Below are 16,044 nucleotides of genomic sequence, written 5' to 3' on the forward strand. Positions count from 1 at the left end.
AGACTTGAATTGCTAAAGCATGAATAAAAATAAATTTTTTGGGAAAAATAGAATGTTTACTCTTTGATTGTGATGGGAAAACTGAAAAGCGCTTTTGTCCGATTTAGGTAAAGCAAATTGGTATTTAAGTGGACAAATTTGCTAGAATAGCCAGCTTGTTTTGAGTGCGATTTTGAGATTTGGTTATCAAATTGGCATTTGGTTTTCAGCTAAGAAGATAGAGTAATCTATGATTAAGTGGATCATATTAGCGATTTTTATCATTTCGGCTTTGTATATTCAGCGCCGTGGTAAAGTAAAGCATTCGTTTTATCGTCAGTTTTTTGACCATTCTACGATTCTCGCACCCATTAACTTTTTAATGTACATGTTTTCTAAAGTGCCGAATCAGCCGTATATCGACACCCAGCATTTTCAGGATCTAAAAGTTCTGGATGAAAATTGGGAAATGATTCGTGATGAAGCTAAAGCGTTGTACGACAAAGGTGGTATTAAAGCTTCAAGTAGCTATGATGACTTGGGCTTTAACTCATTCTTTAAAACAGGTTGGAAGCGATTCTATCTGAAATGGTACGACTCGGCACATCCATCAGCGGCCGAACTTTGTCCAAAAACAACAGCTTTGTTAAAGACATTGCCAACGATTAAAGCAGCAATGTTTACTGAGCTGGCACCAGATAGTCGTTTGGTTCGTCACCGTGACCCGTATGCAGGTTCATTACGTTATCACTTAGGTTTAATCACACCGAATGATGATCGCTGCTTTATCGATGTTGATGGTGAGCGCTATTCTTGGCGTGATGGTGAGAGTGTAGTTTTTGATGAAACTTATATCCATTATGCTGAAAATACCACAGACCAAAACCGCATTATTTTCTTCGCAGATGTAGAGCGTCCATTAAAGACCCGCTTTATGGAGAAATTTAATCACTGGTTTGGTAAAAGTGTGATGACGGCTGCGAGTTCACCCAATGAAGCGGGTGACCAAACAGGTGGTTTAAACAAAGCATTTGGTTATATTTATCAGATTCGTATTAAAGCCAAAGCTTTGAAGAAATCGAACCGTTCCCTGTATTACTTTTTGAAGTGGTTCATCATGCTCGGCCTATTCTTCCTCATTTTTATTCGTCCTTATGTATTTTAAGTTTGAATAATATGAACGCCCGAAAGGGCGTTTTTTTTATGGAATTTGGCTTAGAATATTTTTAATTCATAACAATTCACTTTGAAAATCTATGCAAACGTTTCGTTCTAAAATTGATTGGTGGTTCTGGGGGATCGTGATTGCAACAACAGGCTTGTTACTGCAATTTTTATGGACGATGTATGTGAAAGGCACCATGCAGGAGTATCCTGAACATGCCGTCCTATATTTTCTGACCATTGCATTATTATGGTGGCCAATTTTCAATACCCGCTATCTGGTGACCGAACAACACTTAACGATTCATTCAATGCTATTTAAATGGCAGATCAATCAGTCAGATATTACTAAAATCTCCACGAGCCATAATTTAATTTCATCTCCTGCTTTATCCTTAGATCGTTTACGTATTGATTATCAGAAAGATGGTGTTGTTAGTCATATTCTGGTGTCACCTAAGAATAAGCAAGCTTTTTGTAAGGCCTTAAATCAAACCCTTTCGTAGCATTAAATCACTTATAAACTTGGCGCTTACATGATATTCACATTTAAGGCTTGAAAAAAATTGGGCAAACATCACATCATGTGATGTAAATAGAGAGAATAGGCATGTCGTGAACCCAAACGCTCGAGAACACATTGAAAAAATACTGACGCATATGACTCAGTTACCTGGCGTTTATAAAATGCTGGGTAAAGATGGGGAGTTACTGTATGTGGGTAAAGCCAAAAATCTAAAAAATCGTGTGTCGAGCTATTTTGTAAAAACCATCGAGCATCCGAAAACACAGGCCTTGGTTGCCCGTATCTATGATATTGAAAGCTTGGTGGTACGTTCCGAAACCGAAGCCTTATTGCTTGAACAAAACCTGATTAAGCTGCACCGCCCGCCTTATAACATTATGTTGCGGGATGATAAATCCTACGTCTATATCTTTGTTTCCTCAGACAAGCCCTATCCTCGAATCGCCAGCGGACGAGGTAAGGGCAAGCATCAAATTGGTAAGTTTTTTGGGCCCTATCCAAGTGCCTACAGTGCGCGCGATACGCTTTTAGTCTTACAAAAACTGTTTAATGTACGCCAATGCGAAAACAGCTATTTTTCACAGCGCAAACGTCCGTGTCTGCAATACCAGATTAAACGCTGTACCGCGCCTTGTGTCGGCTTGATTAGTCCTGAAGAATATAAAGAAGATGTTGATAACTCGATTAGGTTCCTTCAGGGCGATACCAAAGAGCTGAATCAAGAATTGATTGGGAAAATGGAACAGGCGGCTGAAGCACTGGAATTTGAAAAGGCAGTGTTCTATCGAGATCGTTTGTCTTTACTTCGTGAAGTACAGGCACAGCAAGCGGTGTTTAAAATCAAAGGTGAAGCCGATATTCTGGCGATTGCTTATCAAGCCGGGGTGACCTGTGTCCAAATTATGTATGTGCGGAATGGACGAATGCTGGGAGGGAAAAGCTATTTCCCAGATATGTTGAGTGATGATTTGGGACAGATGCTCAGTGACTTTATGGCCAACTTCTACTTCCAAGTTGCCGATGAAGTGCCGACAGAGTTGATTGTGAATGTTGATGTGCCAGATCAGAAACAATTGGAAGAAGCGTTACAGCAAACTTTTAATAAAAGGGTACAGATTAAACATAAAGTCCGTGAGACTCGAGCCGAATGGTTAGAGTTGGCTCAAATGAATGTACAACATGCGATTAAAGGTAAGCTCAGTAATCATTTAGAGTTAACTGAACGTTTTCATCAGCTTGAACAGGTGGTGGGACGTCCGATTGATCGGATTGAATGCTTTGATATTAGTCATACCATGGGCGAAGCACCCATTGCTTCCTGTGTAGTGTTCGATCAAGGTGGATCACGAAAGAGAGACTATCGTCAATTTGCCATTCAAGATATTACGGGGGGCGATGATTATGCTGCCATGCGGCAAGCCCTGATCCGTCGCTATAAAAAGAATATGTTGCCTGATCTTCTGTTAATTGATGGAGGTAAAGGGCAATTGCATATGGCGATGGAGGTTATGCAAGAGCTAGAGCTGGATGCCTTTATGATCGGAGTATCTAAAGGTGAAGGTCGTAAGCCGGGATTGGAAACACTACATTTTACCGATGGCACCAAGATTCAGCTTCCAGAAGATCATAAAGCGCTACACCTCATTCAACAGGTACGTGATGAAGCGCATCGTTTTGCGATCACCAAGCATCGTGCCAAACGAGATAAACGTCGCAGTAGCTCTGTATTAGAAGCCATTCCCGGACTTGGACCAAAGCGTCGTCGTGACTTATTGACCCATTTTGGTGGGATACAAGGGGTACTCAGAGCATCGGAAAAAGAGTTGATGTTAGTCCCGGGGTTAGGTGAGGTTCTGGCGCGGACGATTTATAAAATCTTACATGAGTAATTTGACCGATTGACACAATCTTCCCTGTATTGCGGTGTAAACGATCATTCACAAATGGCGAAAAACATTCAAAGATAGTGTATTTCGATGATAAAGGAAAAATGATGTCCTTGCTTCCGCTCTATCAACAGGTTGAACAACAAGAATGGATCGATATTCCATCAGGTTGGCTACAAGGCCGAACAGTGTTTGGCGGGTTGATTGCCGGACTGATGATCCAAAAGGCGCTGAGTACGGTACAAGATGCAGCAAAACAACTGTTAAGCTGTAACATCACCTTTGTTGGCCCGGTGCAACAAGGACGGGCCAGACTCAGTGCTGAAATATTACGTGAAGGAAAATCAGTCACGACTTTAGAAATCCGACTCTGGCAGGATGATGCGGTACAAAGTATTTTGGTGGCCAGTTTTGGTCTACAACGTGAATCGCGGATTCATGTGCAAAACTTACCTACAGTTCCTGACTATCCAACGGCCGAACAACTGGATAAAACCTTCTATATTGAGGGGTTAATGCCCGAATGTTTACAGCAATTTGAATTGTGTTGGGCAGAAGGGAGTTATCCAATGGCAGGCAGTAAGGTGCCTGATTTTGGTGGTTGGGGGCGGTTTTCACCTAGTTTGCACCCAAACCGTAATATGCAAATGGCAGATCTGTTTGCACTGATGGACGTCTGGCCACCTGGGGTATTACCAATGTTTAAAACGCCTGCACCAGCGAGCTCATTGAGTTGGCAGATTACCTATTTGCAGCCGATTGTGGATCAAATTCAAGATTGGTTTAAATACAAAGTCGTGACTGAATATGCAGAACATGGTTATTCGACGGAATATGCGTATATCTGGGATCGTGAAAACCGCTTAATTGCGGTACTTAGACAGACAGTTGCCGTTTTTGCCTAGTCGACACTGCGGTGCATTTCGTATAAAGTTGCTTACACATGGATAATCTCGGCACATCCTTTGTGCGACATGCATATTTGATGCGAACAACATGGCGGTGTTTATGAGTACAGGGCAAATCCTGAACATTCCTAATATTTTAACTTTGGCACGTATTGCCCTAATTCCTGTTTTCTTGGTGATTGCTTATTGGCCACCGGCAATTGGAATTGCTGAGCATCATGGGGGAATGATGCGTCATCTGATACTGACAGCGGTATTTGTACTTGCTGCGGTGACAGATTGGTTGGATGGCTATTTGGCACGAACTTTAAATCAAAGTTCTGCTTTTGGGCGGTTCCTTGATCCAGTAGCAGATAAGTTGATGGTTGCCGCCGCACTGATTGTATTGGTGCAGTGGCAGCCGAATATTTCAATGGCTTTTGCTGCGATTGTAATTATTTCGCGAGAGATTACTGTTTCTGCGCTACGTGAGTGGATGGCAGAGTTAGGTGCTCGTACCAGTGTTGCGGTTTCAACTGTTGGAAAATACAAAACAGCTTTCCAAATGATTGCGATTAGTGTGTTCTTATTGAACTGGAAACCATTGGAAATCTGGGCCTATGCTTTACTGTATGCCGCAGTGATTCTCACCCTATGGTCGATGTTTATTTATCTGAAAGCAGCATGGCCGTACTTAAAACAGCCTTAATCGTGTTACAAAGCTAATATTTAAAAAGCCTTCTATAAAGAGGGCTTTTTTATTGCCTGATGAATGGCTAGACAAGAAAAAAGCCCATACAACGATGAGCTTAGTTCTCTGAGGAAAGCCATGCTCTTTTGGGAGAGTATGCTGAAGAACATAATCATAATATGAGAATTTGCTGAAATTTACAACCGTGTAAAATGTAAATGTTTTTTAATATTCTCAAATCGGGTTGCCTTGGCTCTCAGACAGCGTTGCAAATTTATGTTCAATTTGAGTCGCATTATTTTGCAAGATTTCAATTAACTTTTGAATGTTGATGAAGTCAAAACGATTCTTTGAAGCCACTAATGTGAGTGCAATCGGCGCCTCTTTGCTGGAGAAACGGATCGGCACAGACAAACTGCACAGTTGAGGATCGATTTCACCTTGGGATAGGTAGAAGCCCTGTTTTTTGATTTTCCGCATGTGTTGGATGAATTCATCCTGAGTCTGCGCAAATCCAACTTGTGCCAATTCTTTTGAAAACTGCTGATAATAGGCTTGAATACGTTGCTTGCTTAAATGCGCAATCACGATCTTGGGCGAAGCACCGACGTAAACGGGTCGTGGACAACCTCGGCCAAAAGAGAGTAATTCGGCATCTTTAAAGGTCTCATGATGTAGGTCGATACAATAATCATGATTTAAATAGGTTAATAAGCAGCACAGTTCGGTGCGTTCCACGATATCGCGCATAAAGGGAATGCTGATTTGAATCAGTGGGTCAGTGCTGTGAGAAATATAATCTAAAACGGCAATTTTAGAGCCGAGTGTATAGTCACCCGATGTGCCACTAATCCGCTTTAAGATGTCCGTCGAAACCAGTTCTTTGAGATAACGATAAGCGGTAGGTTTGGATAGCGCAAGCTCATCACAAATGATATCGACATTGATAATCGGACGTGAAACTGAAAATAAATCCAGCACAGTAAGAATTTTACCAAAACTCGAAATGGCCATGATGGGACGCCTACTCCTTACAAAATAACGTGAAAACCGAACTTTTATTGCTTTATAACAGAAAAGCGAAAGGTCGTGTATGTACTTTTAAACCTGATCATCCGAGATCAATCGTTTAGCATGAATACTGAGAAAAATGATAAATTTTATAGTGATTATTTTAAATTAAAATGAAAAATTATCAAATGGTGATAATTTATGTTGACTAATTTACTCGATTTTGAAAAAATAAGCTATGCAATGTCTTATGTGGATAATTATTTTTAGGTGAAAATGCCTAAAAATGCTAAGTATTGCAGATCACTCCTTATATCCAGTTTCACTCATCGCACTTGCCCTGATCTGAATGCTTTCAAATCAGTCTGGACAGCTTGTCACTTTTTTAGTGATGGTATGCGTGATTAAACTGACGCTGAACTGAGACATATTCATGCTATTTAAACAGCTGTTGGCTTTTAGACCGAGTCGACTTGACCTCATCTTTGCCTGCAAAACCTTTGTAGCAGGTATGCTGGCACTGTTTATTTCGTTTGAGTTGGATTTGATTAATCCGATGTGGTCGATTGGTACGGTGTTGATTATTGCCAGTCCCTATTCGGGTATGGTGTCTTCAAAATGTGTGTATCGCTTAGTCGGAACGGTCGCAGGCGCCATGATTGCCTTGTTTCTGACCCCTCATTTTATTAATACCCCTTGGTTGTTTACCATTATTTTGTCCTTATGGGTGGGCTTTGCACTTTATGTCTCTTTGCTCGACCGGACACCACGTAGTTATGTATTCATGCTAGCGGGTTATTCAACCGCCATGATTGTGTATAACGCGATTACCTATATTGATAGCTATAATATTTTTGATATTGCCTTGGCGCGTGTACTTGAAATTTCCGTGGGGGTGATTTCAACCGCCGTGGTTTCAGCAACCTTTTTCCCTGTGCATGTCGGTGCAATGATTAAACAGCGGGTCAATAAAACCCTGAATGATTTGGAAAGTACTTTTGAAAAGCTGATTACTGTTCAAGAAACGCCAGAAGACTATACACAAATTTTGTCGGTGATTACCCGTGATACAGCTGATATTCATGCTTTAGCCGTACATTTGGCTTATGAAAAAGGTGAGTTAAAGGGCATGACCAAAACCTTGCAGGAAATGCTGCATCAGGTGTCATTGGTGGTGGCCAATCTGGTGGCTTTATCGCAAAGGGTGAAACAATTGGAACAAATGCAACTGAGTAATCTTAGGCCGCATTTAAATCGTATCCGCCAAGATACCTTGGCTTTTTTAAAGCAAGAGCGCATTGTCCAATCCAGTGATTTGCAGGGTTTACCGATAAAATTCGAAGAAGATTTTGCCGAGCTGATTGCACAAGCCACAGCTGAACAGCAAATTGTATTGGGTGCCTTGAAGATGGATGTTCGTCATTTTATTGCCAATATGTTGGCGGTGAAATTGATTTGGCAGCAAATTCAGCAAGGCAACAAAGAGATTCCAGCTGAAATTACTGCAATCACCACCAAGTATCCGAGTTTGCATCGCGATCATGGCATTGCCGTTCGTGGCGGCATCAGTGCGGTGTTAATTACCTTTATTGTGACCGCAGCTTGGATTCTTTCGGGTTGGAAAGCAGGCTTTATGATGGCTCAAATGGGGGCGATTACTGCCTGTATCTTAACGGCCTTGGATAATCCAGTGCCTGTATTACGTATTTTTATCTGGGGCAGTATTGTCTCGGCGGGTTTAGTTTTCATCTATGCTTTTGGAATCTTTCCACATATCACTCATTTCTGGCAATTGGCACTGGTACTATTTCCAGTATTCCTTGTTGCTGTGACCATGATGGCCAATCAAATGCTGATGCCTGTGGGGATGGTGCTCGGGATTAATACCATGATGGGCTTGAACCTACACAACAAATATACCATGGATGCTGTCTCTTATCTGGATAGTTCCTTTGCCATGGTGTTAGGCGTTTTGGTCTCCCTGATTGTGATTGATTTGGTCCGTGCTGTTTCACCAGATACCAGTGCAACGCGAATTTTAGCTTTGCATTATCAGGCGATGCGCCAAGCTTTACATCTGTCTTATGGCACTGATTTTAAAATTCATTTACGTAGTATGTTGGACCGTGTCGGGGTGTTAAATACCAAGATGGTACAAAATCCAGACGTGAAAACAGCGATTCACAATGCATTGGTTGAAAGTAGTTCGATTGTTGATTTAGTCCGTTTGCAAGAAATTAGCCAAAAATTGCCACAGTTATTGGAACTACAAAATGGCTTGAACCAGTTACAACAGCAGTTGGCAGATTATTTTCAGAGCCAAGAAAAGCAACTTTCAATTCATCATTTTCCGATTCAGATTGTGCAACAAATAGAATGTTTACAAGACATCTCTCAACAGATTGAAGATGTGCAGTTGCGGCAACGGCTGCTCATTTCACTGAATAATATTTGTGAAAGTATTGGTCATGTCTCAATAGAACAGATGTATTCGGACAGCTATGGTTTAGGGGTATCTCATGGGTGAAATGAATCTTTATGGGGTTTATATCCCAATCCTTTTGGTACAAGCCATTGTTGCTTATGTGCTGTTTAAGCTACTCAGTCCCTTGGTTGATCGTTTGGTCATCAAAGGCTGGATTGCATTGCCCAGTATTTTCAATTTGTGCTTTTACTTGGGTTTGATGCTACTGGTGCATTGTCTATTTGTTTGGCTGTGGGCCTGAGGTTTTGGACGAAATGCTCATTCTAAAATTTAATGATTTAAAGAAAGGTGGTAGAGGTAATAAACATGAGTGCATTTGATGTAAGAAAAGTTATACGTCCAATTGTATTGCTGGTTGTAGTTGTGATTGCCGTTTACACCATCGTGCATTTATGGAATTACTATAATGCAGCACCGTGGACACGTGATGGGCGTGTCCGTGGTGATGTGATTCAAGTTGCTTCGGATGTGAATGGTTTGGTGACTGAAGTCTTGGTACAAGATAACCAGACGGTAAAAAAAGGGCAGGTGCTGTTCAAGATTGATGTCGCGCGTCAAGCCTTGGATGTTGAACAAGCCAAATCAGATCTTGCCAAAGCCAAAGCCGGTTTAGCACAAGCACATGCAAATTTAGCAGGTTCGAAAGCGAGCTTAGTGAAAACTGAAGCCAATATGAAACTGGCTGAGAAAAATGCAGCACGCTATGCCAGCTTAATGGATGGTGCGATTTCTAAACAAGAGCAAGATCAGGTTTTTGCGACTCGTGATCAAGCTGTTGCTGAGCGTGAGCAGCTCACCGCCAGTATTGAGCAAGCCAATGCAGCCATTCAACAGCAGCAAGCATTAATCGAAGTGGCAACCAGCAGCTTACATTTGGCTGAGTTGAATCTTAATCGTTCTGAAGTGGTTGCACCTGCGGATGGCACCTTGTCGAACTTTGATTTGCGGGTTGGTAATTATGTGAAGGTAGGACAGGCAGTTGCTGCTTTATTAGACCGTCATCAGCTCTATGTCGTCGGTTATTTTGAAGAGACTAAACTGAACCGTATTCATGTGGGTGATGCTGCAACCGTACAGTTGATGGGAGATAAGCAACGTATTCGGGGCCATGTACAAGGCATAGCAACGGGGATTGAAGATCGTGAACGTTCTGGCAGCTCGAATTTATTGGCCAATGTGAATCCAACCTTTAGTTGGGTGCGTTTGGCACAGCGCGTACCAGTGAAAATTGTATTGGATGAGCAGCCGAAAAATCCATTGGCCTTTGTTTCTGGGCGTACGGCAACAGTTAGAATTATCGAGAAGTAATTCAATTAAGGTTAAAAATTTTATTTTATTCGTGAAACGTGCTTTGAGTTTGACATCATCGCCTAGTGGTATTCATAGCACTAGGCGATTGAATCTTATGGGGGATATTTTTAAGGGGTAATTCCAACTGGGTTGCGATACCAGCTCTGAATCAATAGCGCCGCTGCAAAGCTATCAGCCGATAAACGTTTTGCCTGACCTTTACTTTGATAAAATTCGAGTTCTTCTCTGGCTTCCCGTGTGGTTAAGCGCTCATCTACCATCCATGTTTCAATATTGGTTTGGTGGCGTAAACGACGGGCGAATTTTCGCGCTCGGGCAGAGAGCTCAGATTCACTATCATCCATATTCAGTGGTAAACCCACGATAAATAAATTCGGTTGCCATTCTTTGACAATCTTTAATAATTTATCCCAGTCTGGAATACCATCTTTCATCGGAAATAATGGTAGGGGATTGCTACTTTCAATACTGGATTGACCCATCGCCATCCCCATTTTTTGGGTACCAAAGTCAAATGCCATGATGGATTGGGGTGTTTGTATATCAGGCATGACCAATCTCAGAAGCAAACCAAGTGCGGTCTACCCCAATTTTTTTGTAAGCGGCATCCCAACGATCGTGATAAGGCAAATTAAAAATTAAATCCATATCCGACTCACAAATCAGCCAATCTCCCCGTATCATTTCTTCTTCGAGCTGATTCTTACTCCAGCTGGCGTAACCCAAAGCAATTTGATAACGCCCTACACCTTCGTTATGTGCAATTGCATCCAAAATGTCTTTACTGGTGGTGATACAGACATTTTCACCAATCGCAATGGATGAATGCCATGTCGGCTGACCAGTATGCAGCACAAATCCAGCTTCAGGGCGCAAAGGACCGCCTTGCAATACAGCATGAGGATGTACGTTATCTGCATCAATCTCTAAATCATTGAGTAATTCTTTGATTTGTAAGTCTGAAGGTCGGTTGATAATAATGCCTTGAGCGCCGTCTTCGTCATGGCGAGCAATATAGATGACTGTATTGGCAAAAAAGTCATCTGCCATGTCTGGTGGAGCGATGAGACAACGGTGAGTTAAATATTGTTTCGTCACCTAGGCGATTCTCCATCAATGTATTGTGTTGATTTATCTATATAGGTTCTTTTTATCAACATACAAGAGTTAATCGGATTTCGCCAATCTTTTTCTGAAATTTTATCGCTTTAATTAGGCCGTTTGGAACTTAAGCTGACGCAGTTGGCGTGCATGCTGTAAGGTGGTTTCGCTAATTTCGACCCCGCCAGACATGCGGGCCAATTCGAGGATACGCTGTTCCTCTCCCAACTCGATGATGGTACTGCTGGCTGGATCAGTCTGTTGTTTTTTCACCAATAAATGTTGATCTGACTGTGCTGCAACTTGCGCCTGATGTGTGATACACAATAATTGGACATGTTGTGCCAGATCAGCCAGTAAGCGACCCACCACTTCTGCTGTGCCACCACTGATCCCCACATCAATTTCATCAAAGACCAGCACTTCTGCATCTGTTTTCTCTGCATTCATCACTTGCATGACCAGTGCAATACGAGATAACTCACCACCTGATGCAACGCGTGCCAATGGTTGCGGTGGAATCCCTTTATTTGCAGTAAAGAGAAGCTGAATAAAGCTCAGACCTTCAGCATTAGGATCCTGTGGTTCAAATTTAAATTCAAAATGTGCTTCAGGTAGTGCCAATGGTTTAACTTGTTCAGTCAGTTGTTTCGCCAATGGAATTGCGGCCGCACGTCGAATATCATCTAGATGTTGCGCAGCTTGTATAAATGCCTGATAGGAAGCTTCAACTTGTTCGGCCAGCGTTTCTGGATCTTCAAGTTGATGGAGTTGCTCTAAATCGTGCTGCCAAGTTTGATATTCTTGTTTCAGTAATTCCGGTTGAGTGCGATGTTTACGTGCTAGACGATGGAACACTTCGAGGGTTGCATTCAACTGTTCCATGCGCTCAGGGTCAAAGCTTTGACGATCAATAAACTGACGCAAACTCGCGGTTGCATCGTCTATTTCGCTTTGTGCATTTAATAAAGAGTTATAAATATTGGCTAACTGTTCGCTCCGACCTGCATGAGATTCTAAGCGACGGATGATTGAGGCAACTTCTTGAGTGATATTTTGCTCCGCTTCATCCAAGACATTGAGGCTATAACTACAGTCCTGCATGATATGTTCATGATGGCTGAGACGATCAAACTCTTGTTCTGTTTCGCGATAATCGGTTTGAATAACCTCTTCAAGCTCTTCTATTTGGGACTCTAGGCTTTGTATTTTTTGAATACGTGTCGCTTGCGCATCTAAAGCGGCTTGATGTTGACGAATATTTCGTTGCCATGTGCTATACGCTTCACGTACTGCTTGTGAAGGTTCTGCGAAATTATGATAACGGTCTAGCCAGCGTCTCGGATAAGGCGGTTCGAGTAACTGTTGTTGACTATGTTGACTATACAGTTGTACCAGTAAGCGTCCGATTTCTTTCAACTCGGCCAAACTACTCGGACGTCCATTAATCCACGCTTTGCTGCGGCCAGTAGCGAAAATCACACGTCTTAAATGGATTTCACCAGAATCATCATCCAATTCATGTTCGGTGAGCCAATGTGCTTCCGCACTTTTGGGCTGATAACTAAACACAGCGGTAACATCGGCTTTGTCTGCACCATAACGCACATAATTGGTATCAGTGCGTTCACCTAAGCACGCTGAAAGTGCATCTAACAGTAATGATTTGCCCGCACCAGTTTCACCAGTCAGCACATTGAAGCCTTGTTCAATGTCTAAAGCCAGATGGTCGGCGAGTGCAAAATTAATTAAAGTTAAATGGGTGAGCATAAACGCATCCAATGCACGGAATCTTTTGCTTAAAGATAGAGAAGTTTTAAAGTGACGACAAGAGCGGAATACAGGATTTTCCTGATTTACTGAGGAATTACTGATAGTTTGTAAGTTTAAGAGAAAGTTTCACTTTGTATTTCTTAATCGTGACTAGAAAAGTGGTTGGTCTTATGCTTAGCCATTGCGATAAGTAAAAAGTTGCTTGTCTTGCGTGTGGGTATACTTAGCTTTGTTAATCCTCGCCACTCGCAGCATATGAGCTATATATGGCGCAAGGTCTAAATTCACGTTATTTATCTTCGCCACTCACAGCAAAGCTGTTCGTCTTGCGCCCAGACAAAGCGTTGCTTTGTTAATCTGGGCTCAGGTATGAAAATTGCTATGTTTAGTCTAGAAAATGGATTGATTAGTTGTCACGGCACAATTAAACTACGTCCAGCATAATCTAATATAAATGCGGCATTATTTGGAGAGTACGCATGAGTTCAGTGCAATTTGATCATGTAACGGTCATTAAGAAATCGAATGTGTATTTTGGTGGGGCGTGTATTAGCCATACTGTACAATTTGAAGATGGTACAAAAAAGACTTTAGGGGTTATTTTACCTACTGAACAAGCTTTAACGTTCGAAACACATGTTCCAGAGCGTATGGAAATTATTTCTGGTGAATGCCGTGTCAAAATCGCAGATAGCACTGAAAGTGAATTATTCCGCGCAGGTCAGTCTTTTTATGTACCTGGAAACAGCATGTTTCACATTGAAGCAGATGAAGTACTCGATTATGTTTGCCATTTAGAAGGTTAACCTATTCCTTCTTAAATCGAGTACACTACGCTCAAAGAAAATCCTGTAAAGTTGCTTTGCAGGATTTTTGTTTTTTTAAAATTCCCTAATATCCTCTTGATAAAAGAGGAGCTTCTAAACGAGGTCGTTCATGGCAAAACCCGAATATTATTATGGCGTTCATTCAGTGGAGTCATTGTTGGAGTTGGAGCCTGAACGCGTTTTGACTTTATTTACATTGAAGGGTCGTGATGATCAGCGTTTGCAAAAAATTTTGCAGTTGGCAGAACCTTTTGGGATCAGTGTACAAAAAGCCAGTCGTGATAGCTTAGAAAAGCTCGCAGGGCTACCATTTCATCAAGGTGTAGTGGCCGCTGTGCGTCCACATCCAACCTTAAATGAAAAAGATTTGGATGAGATCATGCAACAGTCGCCAGATGCATTGTTGTTAGCACTTGATCAAGTGACTGATCCGCATAATCTGGGCGCATGTATTCGTACTGCGGCTGCGATGGGCGTTCAGGCGGTGATTGTTCCCCGTGATCGTTCAGCCAGTTTAACCCCGACAGCACGTAAAGTTGCAGCAGGCGGCGCTGAAAAAGTCAAATTTATTCAAGTCACTAACCTCGCTCGAACCCTAGCGCATTTAAAAGACACGACCCATACCCGTGTGATCGGGACGATGCTGGATGAGAAAGCATTGCCGATACAACAATGTGATTTCAAAGGTCCTGTAGTGATTGTTATGGGTGCAGAAGATACAGGCCTTCGTCCAATTACTCAGTCACAATGTGATCATACCGTTTATATTCCAATGTCTGGTGATCTACAAAGTCTGAATGTGAGTGTGGCAACAGGTATGGCACTTTATGAGGCGTGTCGTCAGCGTAGTGCTGTATAATTTAGCCAAATGTTGGCAATGTAAACTCAGATGACCATCCGTACGCAAGGCTATTTCTTTGTCTTTATTACCATGTGTATTTGGGGCGGATTTACCATTTTTTCCCGTCTCAATGCACATTGGCATGTCAGTGTCTGGGATCTGGTGGCAATGCGCTTTGCAATTGCCTCTTTGATTCTACTTCCAGTCTTAATCTATAAAAAAGATTTTGCCTTCTTATGGCATCCGCGTCCTGTTATTTTGGCGCTTATTGGCGGCTTGATTTACTGTTTAACGGTCTATACCGCCTTTTTACATGCGCCTGCAGCCCACGCCGCTATTTTTCTTAATGGCTGTATTCCCTTGTGTACCGCTGTAGCGGCTTATCTGTTGTTTAGACAGCCTTTTGATAAACACACTTGGTTCAGTCTATTGATCATGATGGCGGCTTTGATGCTGATGAGCTATTTGATGCTGCATCAGCAAGCTTCGGCATTGGGTGTTGGAGATCTACTGCTTTTTATTAGTGCGATATGGTGGGGGATTTTCACGGTACTGTTAAAGCAGTGGAAGCTATCTGCGTGGCATGCAACCGCTGGCGTGGTGATTTGGTCTGCAATCATTTATTTACCGATTTATCTTTTATTTATTCCCAAGCATTTTCAAGATGCTGCACCGATCCATCTGCTGATTCAAGGGCTTTTTCATGGCATCTTGGTGGTGATCGTGGCTACTTTAAGCTATGTGGCAGCGATTGAGCGTTTGGGGGCATTTAATACGGGGAGTATTGTGACCTTGGCACCGTTTATTGCCGCAGTAGTAGCAGTCCCTTTATTAAATGAGCCACTCAATGCTGCAATAGTTTGTGGTTTGATTGGGATGGGAATTGGTGCTTTGCAGCCATGGCGATGGCTACGTAAAGACAGCTTGAGCGTACAATTAGAAAAAAAGAAACAAGGTTAAGCGCTGTGTTCTGCACGTTGTAAGTAGCTGAAATGCAGCGGTTTGAGCTGCTGGTGCAAATGTTCTAACAGACCATCATTGATCACGATATCATCTGCCAACTGTTGTTTTTGAGTACGCGACATTTGCGCAGCAATGATTTTTCGGATTTGTTCTTCACTTTGCCCATCACGTTGGCTGGCACGTTGTAGTTGTGTTTGCTCATCAGCATCGACCAGTAAAGTATGTTGGACCAGTTCATGCTGATTGGTTTCAAACAGTAGGGGCGAAACCAAGATCACATATGGGCTTTCAGCTTGTTGTAATTGCTGAATAATCGACTGACGAATGGCCGGATGGGTAATTTTTTCTAGGTCTTGACGTGCTTCTGGAAATTGGAAGATATGTTCACGCAGGGCACGCCGATCGAGATTACCATCTTCCAATAAGACCCAATCCCCAAAAGCATCTTGAATTGACTTTAAGGCCGGTTGGCCGGGTTCAACCACTTCTCGTGCTACGATATCAGTATCGACTATGGTAATTCCTTGGGATTCAAACCATTGTGTGGCTGCCGACTTACCACTTCCAATACCGCCTGTAATACCCAAGATAAAACGCAT

At 42.3% G+C, this 16,044-nt stretch carries 16 protein-coding genes; 11 read left to right on the forward strand and 5 right to left on the reverse strand.

Translation table 11 applies throughout. From position 1 onward, the window contains the following. Positions 1-229 precede the first annotated feature (229 nt). From lpxO to pgsA, 5 genes are all read left to right on the forward strand, one after another. Entirely contained in the window at positions 230-1,144 is a 915-nt protein-coding gene (gene lpxO, locus MN869_RS08510) for a lipid A hydroxylase LpxO (RefSeq protein ID WP_004802281.1), read from the forward strand. A gap of 91 nt (positions 1,145-1,235) precedes the next feature. After that, a complete protein-coding gene (locus tag MN869_RS08515) occupies positions 1,236-1,649 on the forward strand; it encodes a PH domain-containing protein (RefSeq protein WP_243307092.1) in 414 nt (137 codons plus the stop codon). A 109-nt stretch (positions 1,650-1,758) separates the two neighbouring features. Next, positions 1,759-3,558 carry an excinuclease ABC subunit UvrC gene (gene uvrC / locus MN869_RS08520; RefSeq protein ID WP_243307094.1) on the forward strand — a complete coding sequence of 600 codons (1,800 nt, stop codon included), beginning with the start codon at positions 1,759-1,761 and terminating at the stop codon, positions 3,556-3,558. A gap of 104 nt (positions 3,559-3,662) precedes the next feature. Beyond that, on the forward strand, positions 3,663-4,460 hold the full coding sequence (locus MN869_RS08525; protein WP_243307096.1) for a thioesterase family protein: 798 nt from the start codon (positions 3,663-3,665) through the stop codon (positions 4,458-4,460). Positions 4,461-4,563: 103 nt separating this feature from the next. Next, positions 4,564-5,151 (forward strand): CDP-diacylglycerol--glycerol-3-phosphate 3-phosphatidyltransferase, encoded by a 588-nt coding sequence (gene pgsA, locus MN869_RS08530; RefSeq protein ID WP_004802289.1) that lies wholly within the window; start codon positions 4,564-4,566, stop codon positions 5,149-5,151. Positions 5,152-5,367: 216 nt separating this feature from the next. On the opposite strand, the gene MN869_RS08535 is transcribed toward pgsA, so the two are convergent. Continuing rightward, complete coding sequence (locus tag MN869_RS08535) at positions 5,368-6,147, reverse strand: IclR family transcriptional regulator C-terminal domain-containing protein (protein ID WP_243307098.1); 780 nt, start codon at positions 6,145-6,147, stop codon at positions 5,368-5,370. Positions 6,148-6,577: 430 nt separating this feature from the next. Here MN869_RS08535 and MN869_RS08540 point away from each other — a divergent pair, with 430 nt between their 5' ends. The 3 genes from MN869_RS08540 (at position 6,578) to MN869_RS08550 (ending at position 9,937) form a co-directional block, all read left to right on the forward strand. Further along, complete coding sequence (locus tag MN869_RS08540) at positions 6,578-8,671, forward strand: FUSC family protein (RefSeq protein WP_243307101.1); 2,094 nt, start codon at positions 6,578-6,580, stop codon at positions 8,669-8,671. Beyond that, entirely contained in the window at positions 8,664-8,870 is a 207-nt protein-coding gene (locus MN869_RS08545) for a DUF1656 domain-containing protein (protein ID WP_004802293.1), read from the forward strand. Before MN869_RS08540 ends, MN869_RS08545 begins: the two co-directional genes overlap by 8 nt. Positions 8,871-8,935: 65 nt before the next feature. Beyond that, on the forward strand, positions 8,936-9,937 hold the full coding sequence (locus MN869_RS08550) for an HlyD family secretion protein (protein ID WP_243307103.1): 1,002 nt from the start codon (positions 8,936-8,938) through the stop codon (positions 9,935-9,937). A 110-nt stretch (positions 9,938-10,047) separates the two neighbouring features. Here the strand turns inward: MN869_RS08550 and ruvX are convergent, their stop codons facing one another. From ruvX to recN, 3 genes are all read right to left on the reverse strand, one after another. Continuing rightward, positions 10,048-10,491, reverse strand: a complete 444-nt coding sequence (gene ruvX / locus MN869_RS08555; RefSeq protein WP_243307106.1) for a Holliday junction resolvase RuvX — start codon at positions 10,489-10,491, stop codon at positions 10,048-10,050. After that, positions 10,484-11,038, reverse strand: coding sequence for a YqgE/AlgH family protein (locus MN869_RS08560; protein WP_004802298.1), 555 nt, complete (start codon positions 11,036-11,038; stop codon positions 10,484-10,486). The genes ruvX and MN869_RS08560 overlap by 8 nt, the downstream gene beginning before the upstream one ends. A gap of 114 nt (positions 11,039-11,152) precedes the next feature. Further along, entirely contained in the window at positions 11,153-12,811 is a 1,659-nt protein-coding gene (gene recN / locus MN869_RS08565) for a DNA repair protein RecN (protein WP_243307123.1), read from the reverse strand. A 482-nt stretch (positions 12,812-13,293) separates the two neighbouring features. Here recN and MN869_RS08570 point away from each other — a divergent pair, with 482 nt between their 5' ends. The 3 genes from MN869_RS08570 to MN869_RS08580 all read left to right on the forward strand — a co-directional run bounded on the left by MN869_RS08570 (position 13,294) and on the right by MN869_RS08580 (position 15,442). After that, complete coding sequence (locus MN869_RS08570; RefSeq protein ID WP_004802302.1) at positions 13,294-13,620, forward strand: pyrimidine/purine nucleoside phosphorylase; 327 nt, start codon at positions 13,294-13,296, stop codon at positions 13,618-13,620. 130 nt (positions 13,621-13,750) lie between these two features. Continuing rightward, positions 13,751-14,500 carry a 23S rRNA (guanosine(2251)-2'-O)-methyltransferase RlmB gene (gene rlmB / locus MN869_RS08575; RefSeq protein WP_004802304.1) on the forward strand — a complete coding sequence of 250 codons (750 nt, stop codon included), beginning with the start codon at positions 13,751-13,753 and terminating at the stop codon, positions 14,498-14,500. Positions 14,501-14,530: 30 nt separating this feature from the next. Then, positions 14,531-15,442 (forward strand): DMT family transporter, encoded by a 912-nt coding sequence (locus tag MN869_RS08580; protein ID WP_243307125.1) that lies wholly within the window; start codon positions 14,531-14,533, stop codon positions 15,440-15,442. Here MN869_RS08580 and coaE read toward each other — a convergent pair. After that, positions 15,439-16,044, reverse strand: coding sequence for a dephospho-CoA kinase (coaE, locus tag MN869_RS08585; RefSeq protein ID WP_243307127.1), 606 nt, complete (start codon positions 16,042-16,044; stop codon positions 15,439-15,441). The genes MN869_RS08580 and coaE overlap by 4 nt on opposite strands.

Source organism: Acinetobacter sp. NIPH1876 (assembly GCF_022808535.1).
Classification (GTDB): Bacteria; Pseudomonadota; Gammaproteobacteria; order Pseudomonadales; family Moraxellaceae; genus Acinetobacter; species Acinetobacter higginsii.